Raw genomic sequence first — 18,167 nt, 5'->3', positions numbered from 1 at the left:
TCACATGCATCTATTAATTAATCCTCGCTCCGCGCCCTGCCGCTATCCACCGCTGCCCGCCGCTGCATGGAGTCCAGCATCCGTCTTGATGGCCGTCGCGATTCAAACAGCTCCCGCAGCCGGTTATACTCCCGCACATATGATATACCAAGGCCCGCCTTATTGCGGTTCACCAGGTTATATACATCATAATCCGTTTTACTAAAGGCGTTCACCCGCACACGCCCGTCCTGGGTCAGCAGGTATTCTACCCGGAAGTCGCCCGCAAAGCGGTTCGAGCTGGCGCTGCTGGCCGTGCGGCCCCAGTCATAGTCGCCACCTACATACAACCGCACGCGGTTGTTGAACAGGTTACTGGTAATGCCCGCGCTCAGCTGGTTACGGTCATAATTGGTATTATCCTGGTTGCCGATATTGTAGGCACGGTAGTTCACATTCACGCCTATGCCGCTATTTTTCAGGATAGCGCCGGTGATATTATTTAATATGGCAGACGCCTGGGCAGACAAGGCCTGGCCCACACTGTTCTTACCTACTACGCTGGCGCCGCCGGTGGCGGTATTATCGTCCGGTATGAACTGGTTAAACAATAGCAGGCCATACATCTGCAGCAGGGCTTTGTTCTGGTCCTGGTTGATCTCGCGGAGCCGGGCCGCCACGCCGCTCTCGTAGGAAAGGGAGCCCACATCCGGCAGCTGTATTTCGTAGGCTATATCCGGTTTCATCATCTCGCCCCGCAGGTTAATTACCACGTCAACACGTTCCTGGCGGGTAGCCAGCTTATCGCTGGTCACGGAGCCTAACTGGCCCACCAGGTTGTACAGACTTACTTTGGGTACGCTGTATTTGGCGGTGATGTTCATGCGCGCCTCGCGCGGATCGCCGTTCCAGGTGATGGTACTGCTTTTGGTGATATCAAACTTCCAGCTGGTGAGCCGCTGGAAGGTGAAGTTATACGATCCGTTATTGATCTCATAATCGCCAAACATGGTAAAGTCCCCGTCTGTATTCACATTGATCTGCAGGTTACCGTTCCCGTTGGCAGAGATCACGTCGCCGGTGGTGGCATCCAGTATTACATCTATCTGGGCATCCGGGTTGGCGGCAATGTCCAGCCGTATGTTCAGGTTCACATCGTCCTTCTTTTTCTTCTTTGGCTGCATTTCTGTGCCGTAGGTCTTAAAGGTGATGTAGTCGTATTTACCAATATCCTTGCTGTCTGACATAGGCAGGTAAAAATGCGTGCCTTTTACCGGGCGCGCCAGTATATGTAGCTGCATGTCGTTCAGCGGGCCGGAGAAGTATACTTTACCATCCGCCAGCACATCCCCATAAAACAGGTCGCTATCGGCCTCTGAGGTATTCATGAACATGAACTGCCGTCCCGTTACGTCAAAGTCGAAATTCAGCTTACTGAAATGGTCATGGGAGATATACCCGCTGGCGCTGGCCCTGTTATTGAATTTATCCAGGATATTAAAGTTGCCGAATTCTATCAGGTTATCATCTACGTTGATATTCAGCCGGGGTATCTTATAGGTGGTGCCCAGGTATAGCACCTTAATGCCCACGCTGTCCAGCTGTACCTTTCCTTTTACAGAGGGCTGGCTGGTGGTGCCGCTCACCGTTAGCTTACCGGTGGCCAGGCCGGAGAGATCCGTCACGTAATCCCCCAGGTATTGATTCAGGGGATCTATGGAGGCGCCGTTCAGGTCTACGGTGCCAGACAGCTTATTATTCTCTTTAGTAAGGCCGGCGATGCCATTTATGGCAAAACTGCGGCCGATGTTTTTGGACAGTACTTCGTAGGTGGCTTCTCCTGTCTGCTGCCGGTAGTCGCCCTTCAGTGTTACCAGGCCCAGGGTATCGTTATTCAGCTTCAAGTTGCTGGCTGTCAGGTCCGCGTCTATGTCCAGGTGGTGCATAGGGTCGGATATGTTGATCACGCCATTGGCCTGGCCTTCTATGGGCATGGTGACCAGCTGGGAGGGGATCACATCTGCCAGGTTCAGATCTTTCAGGGTGACGATAAACCGGTTTTCATCCGGGTTAAATTCATTGGTTTCCACCGTCAGGCTCTGGTCATTACGGGTCACCTTCAGGTTGTGTATGGTCAGGAAGTCCTTGCTCCAGTAGATCTCGTTGCCTGGTGTCACATTCCATTGGCGTTCATTTACCGTAAAGGCGCTGTTCAGGAAATTGATCTTTACGCCTTCGTTCACCGTCACCACCCGCGCATAGAAACCATCCAGCGAGTTGCTGTCCAGCGACTGCATATCCACTTTTATAAAGGAGGTGTCCTGGCCGGAACTAGCCAGTATCAGCGGGTTTTGCAGCCAGATACGGTCTCCGGAGGAGACTTTGCCCATGCTGGTGCTCAGATCTATCTTGTTAAAATTGCCGGCTCCCTTCACCTGCAGGTCCTGCACGCTGTACCCTTTATAGCTGGCCAGGGGAATGGCGGCATTCAGGGAGATATTGCCCTGGAGGGTGTTCAGCGCGCCGGATACCCTGGCCTGGTCAAAGCCGCTTACATCGTTGGTAAAGGCTTTTATCAACTTGTCCACCTGGCCGAACTGGAAGGCAAACGTAAAGTTCTCCTGTATATCCTGGGTTTCGGGCGCAGGGAAGAAGCTGGGATAATATTTATTCAGGAACAGCCGTAAAGCGGCCATTAGCTGCGATACGTTGTAATTACCCTTTACATACCCGGTGATCTCGCTGCCCACTACGTCCAGCACCTTGGTATTGTTTTCCATGCGGGTGCTGATGTTCAGCGAATCAAAGTCTACGCGGGTCTGGTTCTTGTACAGCGATACATCGTAGGCCCGGGCCATACCGTTAAAGTTATCAATATTGCTACCGGCAGAGTTTAGCTCTACCCGCGTTTGCAGGGTAATAGAGTCTTTGGTCAGGTGCAGGGCTTTCAGGTTGCTTTTGCGGATCTCCGAGTTAAATTTAAAGATGGGCACCGTATCATTCAGGTCAATAGTGCCTGCAAAGTCCATATCCAGGTTGGGATCATTCACCGTGAGGGAGCCATTAAAGAACTTACGGTTCATCTCTCCCTGGGTCTTAATGTTGGTGTAGGAATAGTCGTACAGGGAGATCTGTTGTACATCCGCATCTACCGTAGCCTTGAGGGTACGCAGGTTAAAGCCTTCGCCGTTTATTTTCCCGCTCAGGGAGATAGTAGATAGCTGTGGCACATCCAGCAGGGTCCCTACATTAAAGTTCGCAGTGGTCAGGCTCCCGGAATAGACCGGCACGTCTCCGCTGGTTTTAAAGTTAAGGTCAGAGTTCAGGTTGCCCAGGTTGGTCTGGAACTTACCATAGGCCACAAAGTCATTGATAAAGCCCGTAAAGCTGCCCTGGAAGCGGATAGCTGACAGGCGGTCTATCTGCAGCGGCTGTACGTCGCGTACCTGCGGAAAGATGCTGCGCACATCATTACCCGTGGTGACCAGGTCTTCCGCCTGGAAATCGATAAACGTTTCATTTATCTCCGGCAGGCCGCGCATTTTTAAACGGCCTTTCAGGCTGGTGGTATTGCCCGCCTGCAGGCTAATGCTGTCTGCGTCCAGGTTACTTACCGGCCCTTCCACTACGCCATTCAGGGAGATCTGTTTTTTCCAGTCGGAGAGGGGAGGGGCAAAATAGGCAATATCATCAGAGGAGAGGGTGCTGTTCACAAAACGCGCCTTCATAAACACCAGGTCCACATAGTCGCTCATATCGCTCAGGTCCGTGTACTGCATGGTGTAATAGTTGCGCAGGTGGCTCCGGTTGGTGATAAGGTCCATCTGTGAGAACTCCATCTCCACCGGCGACATCTTAAACCTGGCGGTCAGCTTCTTTACCTCAAACCCGCTGCGCTCCCTGGTTTGTAGGGTCAGATCGCTTATAATGCTGTCCTTTATAAGGCTGGTATTGCTAAGGGTGAGGTTGATCTTGCCAAATTCAATATGGTTGGGGGCAAAATATCCCGGCTCCGGGCGGGAGCTGTCTTCCAGGTCATATACGCCTACTAACCCGTTTTTGATGGAAAGGTCTTTTACCAGCAATTTCCAGTTGCTGCTGTTCCAGCGCAGCTGGCCGCTGGTATCTACGGCGGCGGTGGTAGGCTGGGCGCCGCTTTTATGCCTTCGTTTCCGCAAAGGGGAAGAAGCGTAACGGGATACGGTAAACGAAGGATTATCCAGTAATAATTCCTGTATATCTACATTATGCTGCTGCAGGTCCAGGTTCTTGGCGTCCACATAGATCCGTTTGGCCGCCACCCGCATATCTTCGCCCACCCACGCGTCTATCTGGTTGATGCGGATGTTCTTAAGGTCTATTTTCCGCAGGTCCAGGGATATGCCCTTGCTGCTCCCGGGTGTTTTGCTGGTATCAGGTTTAGAGGAGCCAAATTCGTCTATAATGAATTGGTAATTCCACAGGGAGTCGTTCCGGCGTCTTACCAGGTTCACCTCTGCATCTTCCAGCCCTATGAACTTCAGCACCGGCTTTTCCTGGAAAAAGAACCAGTCCGTGATACGCACCTGCAGCACACCGGCATACAGCAGGGTATCCTGGTGGCGGTCCTCGATATAAGTTCCCTCCAGTTTGGCCCGGTTAAATAATCCCAGGCTTACGCCCTTGATCTCAACTTTGGTGTGTAATTGTTCGGATAATCGCCGTGTGGCCTCCTGCACCAGCCAGTTTTGTACCGCAGGAATATTGACCAGGATGCCCGTTAATATGATGATGCCCAGCAAGGAAAGCAGGACAATGGATAATATTTTGCGTACTTTTTTCAGCTCAACCTACATTTATCCGGCAAAAATAACTAAATCCTAAGGGCAAAACGTATAAACCTGTATCCTATTATTGTTATCATTATTTTTAGGAAAACTTTAAGCATGTTAGCTACATTCCTCGTTACAACCCTCCTCATGATGACCGGACCAGGCACGAACGCCATACCCAATGATACTGTTACCGCAGCGCCCAAGTATGTAATGGTGATCCATGGCGGTGCCGGCACCATCCTCAAAGCCAATATGACGCCCGAAAAAGAAGCCGCCTATAAGGCCGGACTGGAACAGGCCCTCAAAGCCGGTTATGCCGTTATCCAGCGCGGCGGCGCCAGCCTCGATGCCGTAGAAGCGGCCATTAAAGTGATGGAAGACAATCCCCTGTTCAATGCCGGTAAAGGCGCCGTGTTTACCAATGAAGGCAAGAATGAGATGGATGCCGCTATCATGAACGGTAAAACGCTGGCTGCCGGCTCCGTGGCCGGGGTAACGGTCATTAAGAACCCTATCACGGCCGCCCGCGCGGTAATGGAGAAATCCCAGCATGTAATGCTGGCAGGCCGTGGGGCAGAGCAGTTTGCCAAAGAGGCCGGCCTTGAGATAGTAGACCCTTCCTATTTCTACACGGAAGACCGCTGGAAAGGCCTGCTACGGGTAAAAGCCGCAGACTCCGCCAAAACACAGCTGGACCACGATGATCATAAAACCTCCCTGCTGGGTATAGAGAACAAGGATAGCAAGTTTGGCACCGTAGGCGCGGTAGCGCTGGATAAGCAGGGCAACCTGGCCGCTGCTACCTCTACCGGTGGTATGACCAACAAGAAATTTGGCCGTATTGGAGATGCGCCTATTATTGGGGCCGGCACCTACGCCAACAATGCCACCTGCGCCATTTCCTGCACCGGTTGGGGCGAATTCTTCATCCGCCTTTGTGTAGCCAAAACCGTAAGTGATCTGATGGAATATAAGGGCCTGACCGTACAACAGGCCACACATGAGCTGATCATGCAGAAAGTACCCGCACTGGGCGGCGATGGCGGGCTGATAGCGATTGATAAGAACGGGAATATAGCTATGCCTTTTAATACTGCTGGTATGTACCGTGGCAGTGTGACTGCGGATGGGAAGATAGAAGTGAAGATCTATAAAGAATAAAGCTGTGCGGGGCGCTTAGTGAATTTATTCACGGACCGCCTCTACCGTGTATCCTTGTTGCCGCAGTAATTTTACTACGCCTTCCGGCCCGCCCAAATGGCCGCAACCAAATGCAAAGAAAGTAGGCGCTTCCTGCATCTGCTGCCGCATTACAGGGATCCATTTGTGATTACGGCCTTCCATTACCGGGCTCGTTTTATCGACTTGCCAATTGCCACGTCCCAGCCGGTATAGCTGTTCAATATCTTGTTCACGATAAGCAGCCAGCGCTTGTTTAAATTGGTCCTTTATGAAATCAGGATAGCATACAATGTACATCATCACTGTCGCCGTAAGACTGTCAGGCAGGCTGTTCAGGGTAGTTATGACATCTTCTGCACGTTCAAGATGCTTCACTGGCATATGGCCTGACCGGGCTTTTTTGAGCAGATCCATATCCATCCGGAAAGGATGGCTCTTCTCAGGCGCCAGTAACTCTACAGAGGCCATCGTATAGATGTGGCCGGGCTTTAAGCGGTCCAGCTTAGCAATATCTATATTCATCCGCGTTTGGAAGAACTGTTTCAGTTTTTCGTACCGCTCTGCTGTAAACAGGCGCTTATAGGAATAACCCTCCGGCCCAAGGGCCAATTTTAGAAGTGCTTTCCTGTCTATGGAATCATCCACGCCGGCTTCCAGCGACAGTTGCCGGCAATCGTGCAAGGCCCGTATTACAGTAGGCGGGAATATGCTGTCGCGGCTGCTTAGTACATGTACTGTTCCAAACAGGTAAGAAGGCTGTGTTAAGCCATTACCAGTTACCCGCCATAATAGAGAAGAGGGAGCCGGCTTTTCTTTACATGCCTGCAACAATATGGCACATAGGATCAAAGGGATAAACGGACGCATACATAAATTTGCCTAAAGATAATATGTTTACACTCTTTTAACATAACCCCAGCACTCCTTTAACATAAATTAAGAACACCTTAAAAACCAATGGTCTATTAAACGCATGGCATTACCGTCCGTCTTAGTACCGACGTTTTTATTAAGAAACTCAGAAAAACAGATAGTATGAAAACGATGAGTCTGATGGCAGTTTCAGCCATGATCACCACCGGCGCTTTTGCCGGCACCGGCGGAAGGGATGCACACACTGATAAAGTATTGAACCGGATAGAGATCCAGCAGCAGCAACAACAGAATGACCAGCTGCAAGCAAGCATCATAGATCAGCAAACACAGATATTTGATCTCGTTAAAGAAAAAGAGGGCCTGTTAAGTGATCTGCAGTTCCTGCAGGACAAACAGCAGAAAGCTTTAGATAACGGACATACTGCCAGGGCTGCCCGTATCGGTAAACGCATCACCTGGGATGAAGCCCTGGTAGAAGCCAATGCAGACAGTATCCGTCAATACCTTGCTGTAGAACGTAATGATATGCGGTTGATCAACCATAATGGTGATCTTATGGATAATGAACAAGCAGCTATCCTTAGAGATAAAGAACAAGCCGGCAGCTGATTACAGGCCCGGCTCGTTTCAGGCACGCCATAAAGCGACATTATGAATGCGATCAGTTATATATGCGCGGAACGGACATCACCTCTTAGCAAAGTAAGCGCTTGGGTTAAGGCAAAGCACAAGGGAAAACAAGCGCTACAGGTTATTCACAGGATAGGTGTGGGGGGAAAAAACATCGCATTCATAATGCGCTTCAGTGGCGTCCCTCGTAATTAGTAATCAGTTCGCTGAGCGTGTGCAGGTCAAACTGTTCATGCAGCGCGGAAAGCACCACCCGGTGAATAGCCGGGCTGTCAGGATGAGGATAGGAAAAAGAAGAGATGATGATATCATGCTCCAGCAGGTATTGCTCAATACCAGGCTTGTGGGCAGCCGGTGGCCGCAAAAGGAACACCGGTAATTGATGAGGATTATATACAATAGGATGATGAGCAGTTAGCTGCTTAAAATAGTGTGTGTTGAGCTGCAGCTTCTGACGGCGTGCAGCATATAAGGACTTACTTTGTAGGAAGGCGTAAGCATTGGCTGGCATCATGGGTGTGCTGGCAGTAAAGAAGGGATGCTTTTTCATGGCGGCAATATCCGCCGCATGCCCGGCCACCAGTCCGCCTTCCACACTGTAAGCCTTGGCCAGCGATGCAGATAGTAGGTAACGTAGCGGCCCATGTACCGGCAGCGCATGTACAGTACCTTCTCCCTCCGGCCCCAATATGCCGGCGCCATGGGAATCATCTATCACCACCAATACCTTTCTTTCTATTGCCGATAAAAATGAAAAGTCATTTACAGTGCTGGTCAGCGGATTTACACCGTCTGCTGCTATCACATATGTATGGTCGGGGGCGCTGTTGATCTTTGTGACCGTTTGTGCCGTCCATGCCTCCCAGGGCAGATCCGGCAGTATTGCGCCATACACGCGCAGCGCCGGGTGTGTACCGGGGGCATACAAGATCTCTCCAAACTGATGGGCATAATGGATGGCCGCCTGCGCCGCCAGGTATCCGGAAGAAAAAGCCGCCGCGCTCTGTTGCCGGAATAATACGGCCAGCGCATGTTCCAGCTCTTCATAAATGCTTAGGCGCACATTGGCTACCCGCGAGGATAGGAATACCGGGCCATACAGGTCCATACCAGCCTTAAAGGCCTCGCGGAAGGCTGGCAGTACATGCATGCCCAGGTAAGAGAACCCTGAGAAAAAAAGACAACTCCTGTCGTTGATCATGGCTGTCCTGCCTGGTGTAATATCAGTCTGTAAGGGGTACATAGTGAGGGTTTTTCAATTACTGATGATGGATCATCTGTTACAAATGAGAGGAGCAACGATCTTCATCGATCCTTTTGAATCCATCTGTAATACGTAATTATTGATGCTAAATTATTGGCTTGCTTTTGTCCGCAACACAAAATTATAATCGCCGGACTTTACCTTCATATCAAACAGCTGCTCATCCAGGTGTACGATCGATACCAGGTGCTCCGCGCTCCGCAGGCCATTACTGGCTGTTACGCTGATAATGCTGCCGTTGCTCAGCAGCGAGTACTTCCCGGAGTCCGGTACCCCGGCAATGGTAGCAATGAACAGGTTATCATCCAGGAACTGGTAATACACATCACTGTAATAACCTTTTTTTAGATCCACCGCCTGGCTTACCTGTGTAATATCATAAGGATCGCCGGCCGGGATCTGCACATCATACACCCGCCATTTTTTGTGCAGTAATAAGTGGTTGGCGCGATTGCCATTGCAGGATAGCAGGCCAACAGCAGCTACAAGCAGCCATACAGGTAATAAGCGTTTCAATTGAGCCATATAAAAAAGAGACTATTTATTGCCGGAGGCCATTTGTTGATTAAAATCATCAGATCTTCCTTTCGCGATCGAGAGGCTTTCCCATTGATCTTTCAGGAGCATTTTGCCAATATACACGATTTGTCCCACATGGTAAGGTAAATGTGACAACTGCCGGTTGATGGCATCCAGGGCGATCAGTGGCTCTGTACGTATGTGGATGGTCTTTTCAAGATCTTCCTCCTGCAGGCTGTTAAAAGTATCAAACATACAGGTCCAGCCCTTTTCCCACATGGCCAGTATTTCTGACTTAGAAGCTGTTTGTTCATTAAATTCCGTATCGCGGTTCCGCCAGGGTTTCTCGCCATCGCTGGTCAGAAAATCCGTCCACCGCGAGAGCATATTGCCGCTCATATGTTTAATGATCAGGTAAATGCTGTTGCAGCTGCCGTCCGGCTGCCAGTGTAATTGTTCTTCGTTCAGCCTTGCCAGTGTCTGATCCCCCAGCATCTTATAGGTCATAAACCGCTTTTTGATGCTATCCAGGTAAATAGTTGCCAGTGACATAAGACAAATATTTTTAGTTGCTAATAATTAATATCCTGCTACACTATCATCCCCTCTGTTATCGCCTACTGCTTCCATCTTCCCCTGTGCATTCACCCGGATCACTTCCGTTCTGCCAATAGACCCTTTCCTGGGTATCACCTTATAACCCATTCCTTCCAGTGAAGAGATCAGCTCCGTGGGGAACTTTTGCTCCACATCCACCTGGTCAGGCAACCACTGGTGATGGAACTTTGTTTCGTTCACTGCATCCGCGGCAGACAGGTTAAATTCCAGTATATTCATCAACGTTTGAAATACAGAAGTGATAATGGTAGCCCCGCCCGGCGTGCCGGTTACTACATAGGGGCGGCCTTTTTGTAATACAATAGTTGGCGTCATGGAGCTAAGCATTCGTTTGCCCGGGGCAATGGCATTAGCTTCTGTGCCTACCAACCCATACATATTGGGAACGCCTGGTTTTACGCTAAAATCGTCCATCTCATCATTCAGGAAAAAGCCTGCGCCGCCTACCACTACTTTGCTGCCATAACCGCCGTTAAGGGTGGTGGTCACAGATACCGCATTACCATCGCTGTCCATTACGGAAAGATGCGTGGTTTCTTCGCTTTCCGGCCCTACTGCACCTGCTTTTACAGCCACGCTGGAGCCTGCCTTGTGCATATCATAATCCTTCATACGCTCCAGCAGGTATTTTTTATCTGTGAGCGCCGCTACGGGTACTTTCACAAAATCAGGATCACCCAGGTGTTCTGCACGGTCAGCATAAGCGCGGCGTTCTACCTCTATCATCAGCTGTACGGCCTGGGGAGAATGAAAGCCCCATTTGGCAATAGGATACGGTTCCACCATACCCATCATCTGCTCCAGGGCTACGCCGCCGCTGGAGGGCAGGGGCATGGTCACGATGGTGTATTTTTTATATGCAAACACGACCGCCTTCCTTTCCTTTGCTTTATAGGCTTTAAGATCTGCTGTAGTGATGAGACCATTGCCGCGCTGCATTTCCGCAACGATCAGCTGAGCGGTCTCGCCTTCATAGAAACCGGCCATGCCTTTGTCGCGGATACGTTTTAAGGTATTGGCCAGATCCGTTTGTATAAGGGTATCGCCCGCTTTCCAGGGCGTCTCTTTCACAAAAGCATTGGGCTGGGTATTCAGGCGGCGGAAGTCCGCTGCCTCGCTATTGAGTCTGTGGGCTTCTGCCGCGCTGATGGCAAAACCTTTTTCCGCCAGCCGGATGGCCGGCGCTATCAGCTGCCGCATGGGTAGTTTGGCATAACGGAGGGAGGCAAAGAAACCCGCCACGGAGCCAGGTACGCCAGGGGAAAGGTGCCCCAGCTGACTAAGCGTTGTATTGGCCTGGCCGCTGCCATCCAGGTACATATCACGATGCGCTTTAGCCGGCGCCATTTCCCGGTAGTCAATGGCTATGTTCTGCCCGTTGCGCAGGTGCCCTACTAAGAAGCCGCCGCCACCCAGGTTACCCGCTGTAGGATATACTACCGCCAGCGCCAGCTGCGTGGCAATAGCTGCATCTACAGCATTACCGCCCGCCTGCAGTATGGACGCACCGGCGGCGCTGGCCAGCGGGTGTGCGGATACTACCGCGCCATGCGATACCGTCATCTGTTTCCGGATATTATATTGATAAGGATCAACGGATTGGGCCCTGGCAGATAAGGTTATCACCAAAGCAGTTATTAGCATAGTAATTGTGCGCATCAGTAGCGTTTCGTTTAGGTCTAATATACATAAAAACCGGTTAGCCTTTAGCTTTTCACGCTCCGTTTTACCCTTACATTTTTCCGTTTTACTGTCTATGTGCCGCCGGCTTCAACGCCCTGTTTTTCGTATCTTAGAATATAACCAAATCTAAACCCTCATGAAACGCCCAAAGCCCAGCTTTAGACCCTCCTTATTGCTGTTAACCTGCCTGATAACCTATATTTCGCACGCACAGGCACAAACCGGCATGATCCAGGGTACTGTAACAGACGGCAAAGCGCCATTGGCCGGCGCCACCGTACAGATCGAACGTACAAACAAAGGCGGCTATACCAATGCCGCCGGGGGATATTCCCTCAGCATCAGTCCCGGCACGTATACGGTCACCTTCAGCTACATTGGCTATGCCTCACAACGCAAGCCTGTTACCGTAGCTGCTGGCCAAACCGTGCAGCTGGATGCAGCCCTTTCTTCCAGCACTACTATGAATGAGCTGGTGGTACTGGGCTCCCGCAGCCTGCCTCGCACGCAAACAGAAACGCCCGTGCCGGTGGATGTTATTGACATTAAACGGGTAGCGGCAGATGCGCCGCAGGTATCTGTTAACCAGATCCTGAACTATGTAGCGCCCTCTTTCAGCTCCGGTACCCAAACAGTGGCGGATGGTACGGATCATATCGATCCTGCCTCCCTGCGTGGCCTGGGGCCAGACCAGGTGCTGGTGCTCGTAAACGGCAAACGCCGTTACAACACCGCGCTGGTGAACGTAAACGGTACCTTTGGCCGTGGAGCGGTAGGTACAGACCTGAACGCCATCCCTACGGCCGCCATTGACCGTATTGAGATCCTGCGGGATGGCGCCGCCGCGCAGTATGGCTCCGATGCCATTGCCGGCGTGATAAACATCATCCTCAAGAACAGCGTGAATCGTTTAAACGTAAGCGTTACTACCGGTGCTAACGTTACGCCGCAGTCCGTAGATAACATCGACGGACAAACGGTGCAAACCGCCGTCAACTATGGCATTCCCGTAGGCGATAAAGGTGGCTTCATCAACTTTGGCGGCTCGTACGATTACCGCAACTACACCAACCGGTCCGGCCCCTGGCAGGGCCCCATCTACCGCACCTACCCAGGTGGGGCAGACCGTACAGACTCATTTCTGCTGGCCAATAACAAAACCCGCGACGATATCCGCATGCGGGTAGGGCAGTCAAAACTGCGCAGCGGCCAGCTATTTGTCAATGCCAGTATTCCCATGGAGAACGATGCGGAATTCTACCTCTTCGGTGGGCTGGGTTACCGCAACGGCCAGGCGGCCGGCGTATACCGTCTGCCCAGCGATAGCCGCAATGTGCTGGATATCTACCCGCTTGGCTTTCTGCCGGAGATCCATTCTGACATCTACGACAAATCCCTGGCCTTTGGTATCCGCGGTAACCTGGGTAAATGGAAAGTAGATGTGAGCAATACCTACGGCCAGAACCAGTTCATCTTTAGCGTGGAGAACTCCCTTAACGCTTCGTTAGAAAAAGCCTCGCCTACTCATTTCAATGCAGGCGGCCCGGTATTCGCCCAGAACACCACCAACCTCGATTTCTCCCAGCGCTTTGATGTGCTGGAGGGCCTGGATGTAGCGTTTGGCGCAGAATACCGCTTTGAGCGCTACCAACTGGTAGCCGGCGCGGAGAACTCCTACACGGACTATGGCCGCGCTACCAAAATAGGGGAGGATGTTAATGGCAACGATATCCTCGTACCTGATCCGCAAGGCGCCATTAACACCAAATTTGGCCCAGATGGTACCGCCCGTGCAGGCGGCGCCCAGGTATTTCCCGGCTTCCGCCCGGAGAATACCGTAAATGCCGCCCGTAGCGCCATTGCCGGATATGTAGATGTTGAGGCCAACATCAGCAACGCTTTTCTCCTGGGTGGGGCGCTGCGTTTTGAGAACTATAACGATTTCGGTTCTACGCTCAATGGCAAACTCACCGCCCGTTATAAGCTCAGCGAGAACACCGCACTGCGCGCCTCCGGCAGCACCGGTTTCCGCGCGCCGTCCCTGCATCAGCGCTTCTATTCCAGTACTTCTACGCTGTTTGTGGATGGCGTGGCCTATGAAGTAGGCACCTTCACCAATGACAGCCGCCCGGCGCAGCTGCTGGGCATACCGGCCCTTAAACCGGAAAAGTCTCAAAGCCTCAGCGCAGGCTTTACCGGTGCATTTGGTAAGTTCAATCTTACGGTGGATGGTTATTATACCCGGATAAATGACCGTATCGTATACACAGACCAATTCTCCGGCAGCAATGCCCCCAATGCCTCCCCGGTGGATAAGGAGATCTACCAGCTGCTGTTGCTGGCTAATGCCAACCGCGCTGCGTTCTTCGCCAATGCCATTAACTCAGAGACCAGGGGCGTGGATCTGGTATTGACCTACGGCACCCGCCTGGGCGCAGGCCATTTCCGGGCAGACCTGGCCGGCACGTACTCCTATACCCAACAAGTGGGCGACGTAAAGGCATCCGCAAAACTGGCCGGCAAGGAGAACATTTATTTCAGCCGCGCCAGCCGCATTTACCTGGAGCGCAGCGTACCAAGGGAGAAGATAAACCTTACCCTCACATACAACATTAAACGCTTTAATGTATTTGTGCGGAATGTTTATTTTGGTAGCGTAGAAGAAGCGACCATTGATCCGGCGTTCTTCCAAACCTACCAACCTAAGGTAGTAACAGATGTAGCTGTGGGTTACCGTTTTACACCGGCGATAAAGCTGAGTATCGGCGCTAACAATGTGTTTGATATCTATCCGGATAAAGTGTCTAATCCCAATAATACTAATAATAACCAGTTCCTGTATAGCCGCCGGGCTACCCAGTTCGGGTACAACGGGCGTTTTCTGTTTGCGAGACTGGAGTTGAATTTGTAAGAATGGAGATTTCAGTATATTTTTAACACGGATGGGAGGTTGCCTATCCGTGTTTTTTTGCCTATACCTTTTAATCCTCCCTTATGCACTTCATTGTTGAAGAGATCCTGGCCTCGGCAGTCAAATTCGTAGGCGCATCCGTTCGCTGGTTATGTACGGGATGCAGGCGGCGGTTCCGCGATGTATTGGAAGATGGTTTTATTAATGGCGTAGTTGGCTTTTTGATGATGGTAGCCGCTATTATAGTGGGTATTATTTGGTCTGATGTGGTATGAATACAATCAACGAACATATGTATCCCGTTTTTGTTGCTCCCGCGAATTTTGATGAGGAGCAGGAAAACTTTTATGAGAAAGCAATAAATTGGATGAACGAGAATCGCTCACATCCCAACGTGTTGCTGTTAAGTCAAAAGGATGTTTATATCTTAAATGCGGGTGCTTCGCTGGATATCATTAATGAAGAGATTGACGGTATGTTGGGCCCCGGAGAAGATGACTGGATTGTTTCACCAGAGGAGAAGTTGAGGGTTTTTGAACGGTTGAGCAGTTATGTGGAAACGATCAGCAGTGGTAGGGAGAAAGAGATATTGCAGGATATGCTTAGATTGTTAGGGATAGCCATTAAGACTAACAAGATCATGTATATTACCTTCTAAATGGTACGGTGATTTTACAAAAAAGAGAAGAAAATATGGCGAAATGTTACGTGTTTTATACCTATAATTTTGAACGGTCCCTAACTTATGATTTATTCAAAATCATCAAGAATTTTTTTGAAGATCTGAATGTGAGTTTTAAACAAGCAGGGTTTTATGACGAGCATTGTGAAGAGAAATATGGATCAGTTGATGCTATCGAAAAGAAGCTTCGTCAGGTAAGGGTAGACGAAATTGTAATTTTAGTTTAGATGATGAAGATATACGGTCAGCTGATCGTAAAGTTGCTGTTGAATTTGAGATTTCTCGTCATGTAACCTTGACGGTTTGTCTTAACGGGGAGACTGATGGAATGTTTGATCTCACGTTATTTATAAAAGAAGTCCTCCCGTTTTTTGATATCAAGTATGGATTTAGTTATCCGGTTAAAATGGACCAATGGATATTTTCTTTTGCTATAGCTGATTGGACACATTCTAAAGATGTTAGCAAGCTCTTTGATGAGTCGGAAAAGGGAATGAAAAACTGGAGTGCTAACAGTGAAAAAATAAATATTGGATATATCCGGGGGGTATATGGAAAATTTAATTCATTTGACCCAACTTAAAAAGGAAATAGAAGGTGTTTCGCTGAAAGATGTCATATCAAATAATTTTCTTGGCAATATTAAAAGGGTTGCTGAAAATTTATACCTATGGAAACTTGATAGGGAAATATTAAAGAAGGCAAAAGGTATTGTTTACGATTTCTTAGTTTGATTTAAGGTCGGATAAATAGCGGCAAATATATACCTGTTAGTTTATGGATAATTGGAGACTTGCAGCACGGCGTATTACCAAGTATGATCCCCGTTTAAGATCGGCGAATGGGGCGTTTTTGGAAAATGATTGGACATCTTTTCATGACATAGGAAAGACGTTCAAGGATGGAGTGTTGACGGAAGATACATATCTAAAAGTGGAGTCGCAATATATTGCGGCAGCATTGTTGCTCCTTCGGGAGGTGGGATGTAGTCGTGTATGCACTAATAATGTAGAAAAACCTTATAGTGAGGGAGAGGTGCCTGTCGACTATCTTTCTCTGTATAAGGAGTTACACGACGGGATGATACTGGATGTAGACAAGTTGCCTCCGTTGATGACCTTAATTTTACGGGAATATGCATGGTGTGAGTTGTTTTGGGACGATAATTGTGCGATACGATTTGGTTATGATTATTACATGTATAGTAATGGGTTGGATATATTGGGTAATGAACAATTAAAAAGACAAATAGAGGACTTAGGATTATTTGTAGAATAAGGTATTGGCTTTGCAGCACGAGTCCTGGGTGCGGACGCCAAGGTGAAAAAAAAAGGGATTTTAGTTTATTAATATGAGATATAAAGCATGTTTAATTGTAACGTTATGGTTAATCGGATGTGTTCAGGTAGATCCCAAGGAGACGGCTAAAAATACAGTTTCTACTAAGCCAGCCGATACATTGCCTGAAGAAAAAAAGCAAGTACAGGATTCAATACCTGTCCCTAAATATACTTTCGAAGAGGAAAGGGATACGTTAGGATTGCTGGATTCCTCAGTAAATGGGATTTTTCTGTCCGATCCTAAGTCGGTTTTAAAGGAAATTGGTCCCATTGATCCGGTAGATATTCCCGGTGAATGTGAGTGCGCGACTGTTTATAACGGGGATAAATCTCAAGCATTGATCCTCTATCGCGCATATGGAGGTAGGAAATACGAGTATGATGTATATAATGTCAAATATAGTTCATCATTTAATAAACGTGATTCCTCATCATTTTTAGACGTCAAGGAGTTTAAAACGGAAAATGGGATCAGATTGGGGATGTCTGAAGCAGATTTTATAAACATATATAGCGGTAAAAAGTGGGAGGTCAGTAAAAAGGGGGGAGTGAAAGAGTACACGTTTCATAATGAGTATGAAACCTATTTGGCGGTTTATACATTTAATAACGGTATACTAGTAGAGTTTAGGATTGGTTATGATAATTCATGATCATGCAGTGCCATTGCGTTAACGGATGTCTAATAAGTTTCAAATGAATAGATATTGGTTTTTGTTTTTTTGCCTTAGTGTTTGGGCGTGTAATGAGACGGCCGAGGGTAAAAAAGCTGCTATAGCGGGCGATAGCATAATTATTGCAACTGGCCAGATTGATTCAATTACCAGGGAGGCTGATACCACAAAAGAGCAATCAGGAGCTAACAGTGCTATGGAGTGCGATCAGGCGCTAAACTTGATGTTTCAAACAAGCAGTTACCAACCGGATTCCGGCTTGCACCTGTCAGACTATAGAATACATGTTAGTGAACCTGGTGACTCAGCACTAGGCATCCGGATTTATAACGCTGATGACCATGATAGTGCGTTAATTGGAATATTAAACCTGGATCTGCAAACTGGAGAGTTGGTGGATTTATCTCCAAATTTGGATAGCGAGGTAGTGCTTACTTACGATTCGAGTTATCTCAAAATTATACGTAGGCAATGTGGTCAATTGCCGCCCGGGCTTTACTGAAAATGCCTGGTTAAAGAAGCTGTCGATCTGCAGGGAGCTTGGGGAATGCTTTATAACACAGTAATAAAAATATAAAATGAGATTTGTAGGCTTTATTAAAGAGTTAGATAATTATCCTTGGGCAACACCATTTGATAATCAGCTAGCCGAAAATAATGCTGCTGTAGAACTAATAAATAACATTGTCTCTTATTTGGAAAAGGGTAAGCTGGTATTAGGATGGATGGGGCATTTTGTGGATTTACAAACAAAAGAGCATATTGCACCACATGCCTACTTATCAGATGGTATATGGATATGGCCTTCCTACTACCAATACTATCTGAAGGAATGCCCTAATTATAAACTTGATAAGGATTTTGTTAATTATATAAGAGAGAAAGATTTTACAGTTGAGCTGATATTTAATGAACAAGCGTTACGCGAAGAATTTATTGGAAAAATAGAAGCTAAATAGAGAATGCCTTTATTTAGTTTAAGCATACAATTAGAG

At 48.7% G+C, this 18,167-nt stretch carries 17 protein-coding genes; 11 read left to right on the top strand and 6 right to left on the bottom strand.

Annotated features, from left to right (window positions below; translation table 11 throughout):
- Positions 1-17: 17 nt before the first annotated feature.
- Positions 18-4,760 carry a translocation/assembly module TamB domain-containing protein gene (locus F0L74_RS13315; RefSeq protein ID WP_149838343.1) on the bottom strand — a complete coding sequence of 1,581 codons (4,743 nt, stop codon included), beginning with the start codon at positions 4,758-4,760 and terminating at the stop codon, positions 18-20.
- A 144-nt stretch (positions 4,761-4,904) separates the two neighbouring features.
- Between F0L74_RS13315 and F0L74_RS13310 the strand changes: the two genes are divergently transcribed.
- Positions 4,905-5,954, top strand: coding sequence for an isoaspartyl peptidase/L-asparaginase family protein (locus tag F0L74_RS13310; protein WP_149838342.1), 1,050 nt, complete (start codon positions 4,905-4,907; stop codon positions 5,952-5,954).
- A 24-nt stretch (positions 5,955-5,978) separates the two neighbouring features.
- Here the strand turns inward: F0L74_RS13310 and F0L74_RS13305 are convergent, their stop codons facing one another.
- Positions 5,979-6,842 (bottom strand): TraB/GumN family protein, encoded by an 864-nt coding sequence (locus F0L74_RS13305; RefSeq protein ID WP_149838341.1) that lies wholly within the window; start codon positions 6,840-6,842, stop codon positions 5,979-5,981.
- Between the two features lie 168 nt (positions 6,843-7,010).
- On the opposite strand from F0L74_RS13305, the gene F0L74_RS13300 reads away from it, so the two are divergent.
- Positions 7,011-7,460, top strand: a complete 450-nt coding sequence (locus F0L74_RS13300) for a hypothetical protein (RefSeq protein ID WP_149838340.1) — start codon at positions 7,011-7,013, stop codon at positions 7,458-7,460.
- 193 nt (positions 7,461-7,653) lie between these two features.
- Here F0L74_RS13300 and F0L74_RS13295 read toward each other — a convergent pair whose 3' ends face one another.
- The 4 genes from F0L74_RS13295 to ggt all read right to left on the bottom strand — a co-directional run bounded on the left by F0L74_RS13295 (position 7,654) and on the right by ggt (position 11,508).
- Positions 7,654-8,724, bottom strand: coding sequence for a pyridoxal phosphate-dependent aminotransferase family protein (locus tag F0L74_RS13295; protein WP_149838339.1), 1,071 nt, complete (start codon positions 8,722-8,724; stop codon positions 7,654-7,656).
- A gap of 111 nt (positions 8,725-8,835) precedes the next feature.
- Entirely contained in the window at positions 8,836-9,270 is a 435-nt protein-coding gene (locus tag F0L74_RS13290) for a hypothetical protein (RefSeq protein WP_149838338.1), read from the bottom strand.
- A gap of 12 nt (positions 9,271-9,282) precedes the next feature.
- Positions 9,283-9,816, bottom strand: a complete 534-nt coding sequence (locus F0L74_RS13285; RefSeq protein WP_149838337.1) for a DUF1572 family protein — start codon at positions 9,814-9,816, stop codon at positions 9,283-9,285.
- Between the two features lie 27 nt (positions 9,817-9,843).
- On the bottom strand, positions 9,844-11,508 hold the full coding sequence (ggt, locus tag F0L74_RS13280; RefSeq protein ID WP_246197700.1) for a gamma-glutamyltransferase: 1,665 nt from the start codon (positions 11,506-11,508) through the stop codon (positions 9,844-9,846).
- A gap of 193 nt (positions 11,509-11,701) precedes the next feature.
- Between ggt and F0L74_RS13275 the strand changes: the two genes are divergently transcribed.
- From F0L74_RS13275 to F0L74_RS13235, 9 genes are all read left to right on the top strand, one after another.
- Entirely contained in the window at positions 11,702-14,476 is a 2,775-nt protein-coding gene (locus F0L74_RS13275; protein WP_149838335.1) for a TonB-dependent receptor, read from the top strand.
- A gap of 83 nt (positions 14,477-14,559) precedes the next feature.
- Positions 14,560-14,751: a hypothetical protein gene (locus F0L74_RS13270; RefSeq protein ID WP_149838334.1), complete on the top strand. Its 192-nt coding sequence runs from the start codon at positions 14,560-14,562 to the stop codon at positions 14,749-14,751.
- Positions 14,748-15,134 (top strand): hypothetical protein, encoded by a 387-nt coding sequence (locus F0L74_RS13265; RefSeq protein WP_149838333.1) that lies wholly within the window; start codon positions 14,748-14,750, stop codon positions 15,132-15,134. Before F0L74_RS13270 ends, F0L74_RS13265 begins: the two co-directional genes overlap by 4 nt.
- Positions 15,135-15,564: 430 nt before the next feature.
- On the top strand, positions 15,565-15,741 hold the full coding sequence (locus F0L74_RS13260) for a hypothetical protein (RefSeq protein ID WP_188315988.1): 177 nt from the start codon (positions 15,565-15,567) through the stop codon (positions 15,739-15,741).
- Positions 15,710-15,892 (top strand): hypothetical protein, encoded by a 183-nt coding sequence (locus F0L74_RS13255; protein WP_149838331.1) that lies wholly within the window; start codon positions 15,710-15,712, stop codon positions 15,890-15,892. Before F0L74_RS13260 ends, F0L74_RS13255 begins: the two co-directional genes overlap by 32 nt.
- A gap of 43 nt (positions 15,893-15,935) precedes the next feature.
- Positions 15,936-16,436, top strand: coding sequence for a hypothetical protein (locus F0L74_RS13250; protein ID WP_149838330.1), 501 nt, complete (start codon positions 15,936-15,938; stop codon positions 16,434-16,436).
- A gap of 73 nt (positions 16,437-16,509) precedes the next feature.
- Positions 16,510-17,151, top strand: coding sequence for a hypothetical protein (locus F0L74_RS13245; RefSeq protein ID WP_149838329.1), 642 nt, complete (start codon positions 16,510-16,512; stop codon positions 17,149-17,151).
- Between the two features lie 43 nt (positions 17,152-17,194).
- Positions 17,195-17,674: a hypothetical protein gene (locus tag F0L74_RS13240; RefSeq protein ID WP_149838328.1), complete on the top strand. Its 480-nt coding sequence runs from the start codon at positions 17,195-17,197 to the stop codon at positions 17,672-17,674.
- A 76-nt stretch (positions 17,675-17,750) separates the two neighbouring features.
- Positions 17,751-18,131 carry a hypothetical protein gene (locus F0L74_RS13235; RefSeq protein ID WP_149838327.1) on the top strand — a complete coding sequence of 127 codons (381 nt, stop codon included), beginning with the start codon at positions 17,751-17,753 and terminating at the stop codon, positions 18,129-18,131.
- The last annotated feature ends 36 nt before the right edge of the window (positions 18,132-18,167 follow it).

Origin of the sequence: Chitinophaga agrisoli (assembly GCF_008386695.1) — a bacterium.
GTDB lineage: Bacteria > Bacteroidota > Bacteroidia > Chitinophagales > Chitinophagaceae > Chitinophaga > Chitinophaga agrisoli.
The sequence above is the reverse complement of the archived record's forward strand: the minus strand, read 5'-3'. Positions and strand labels throughout refer to the sequence as shown.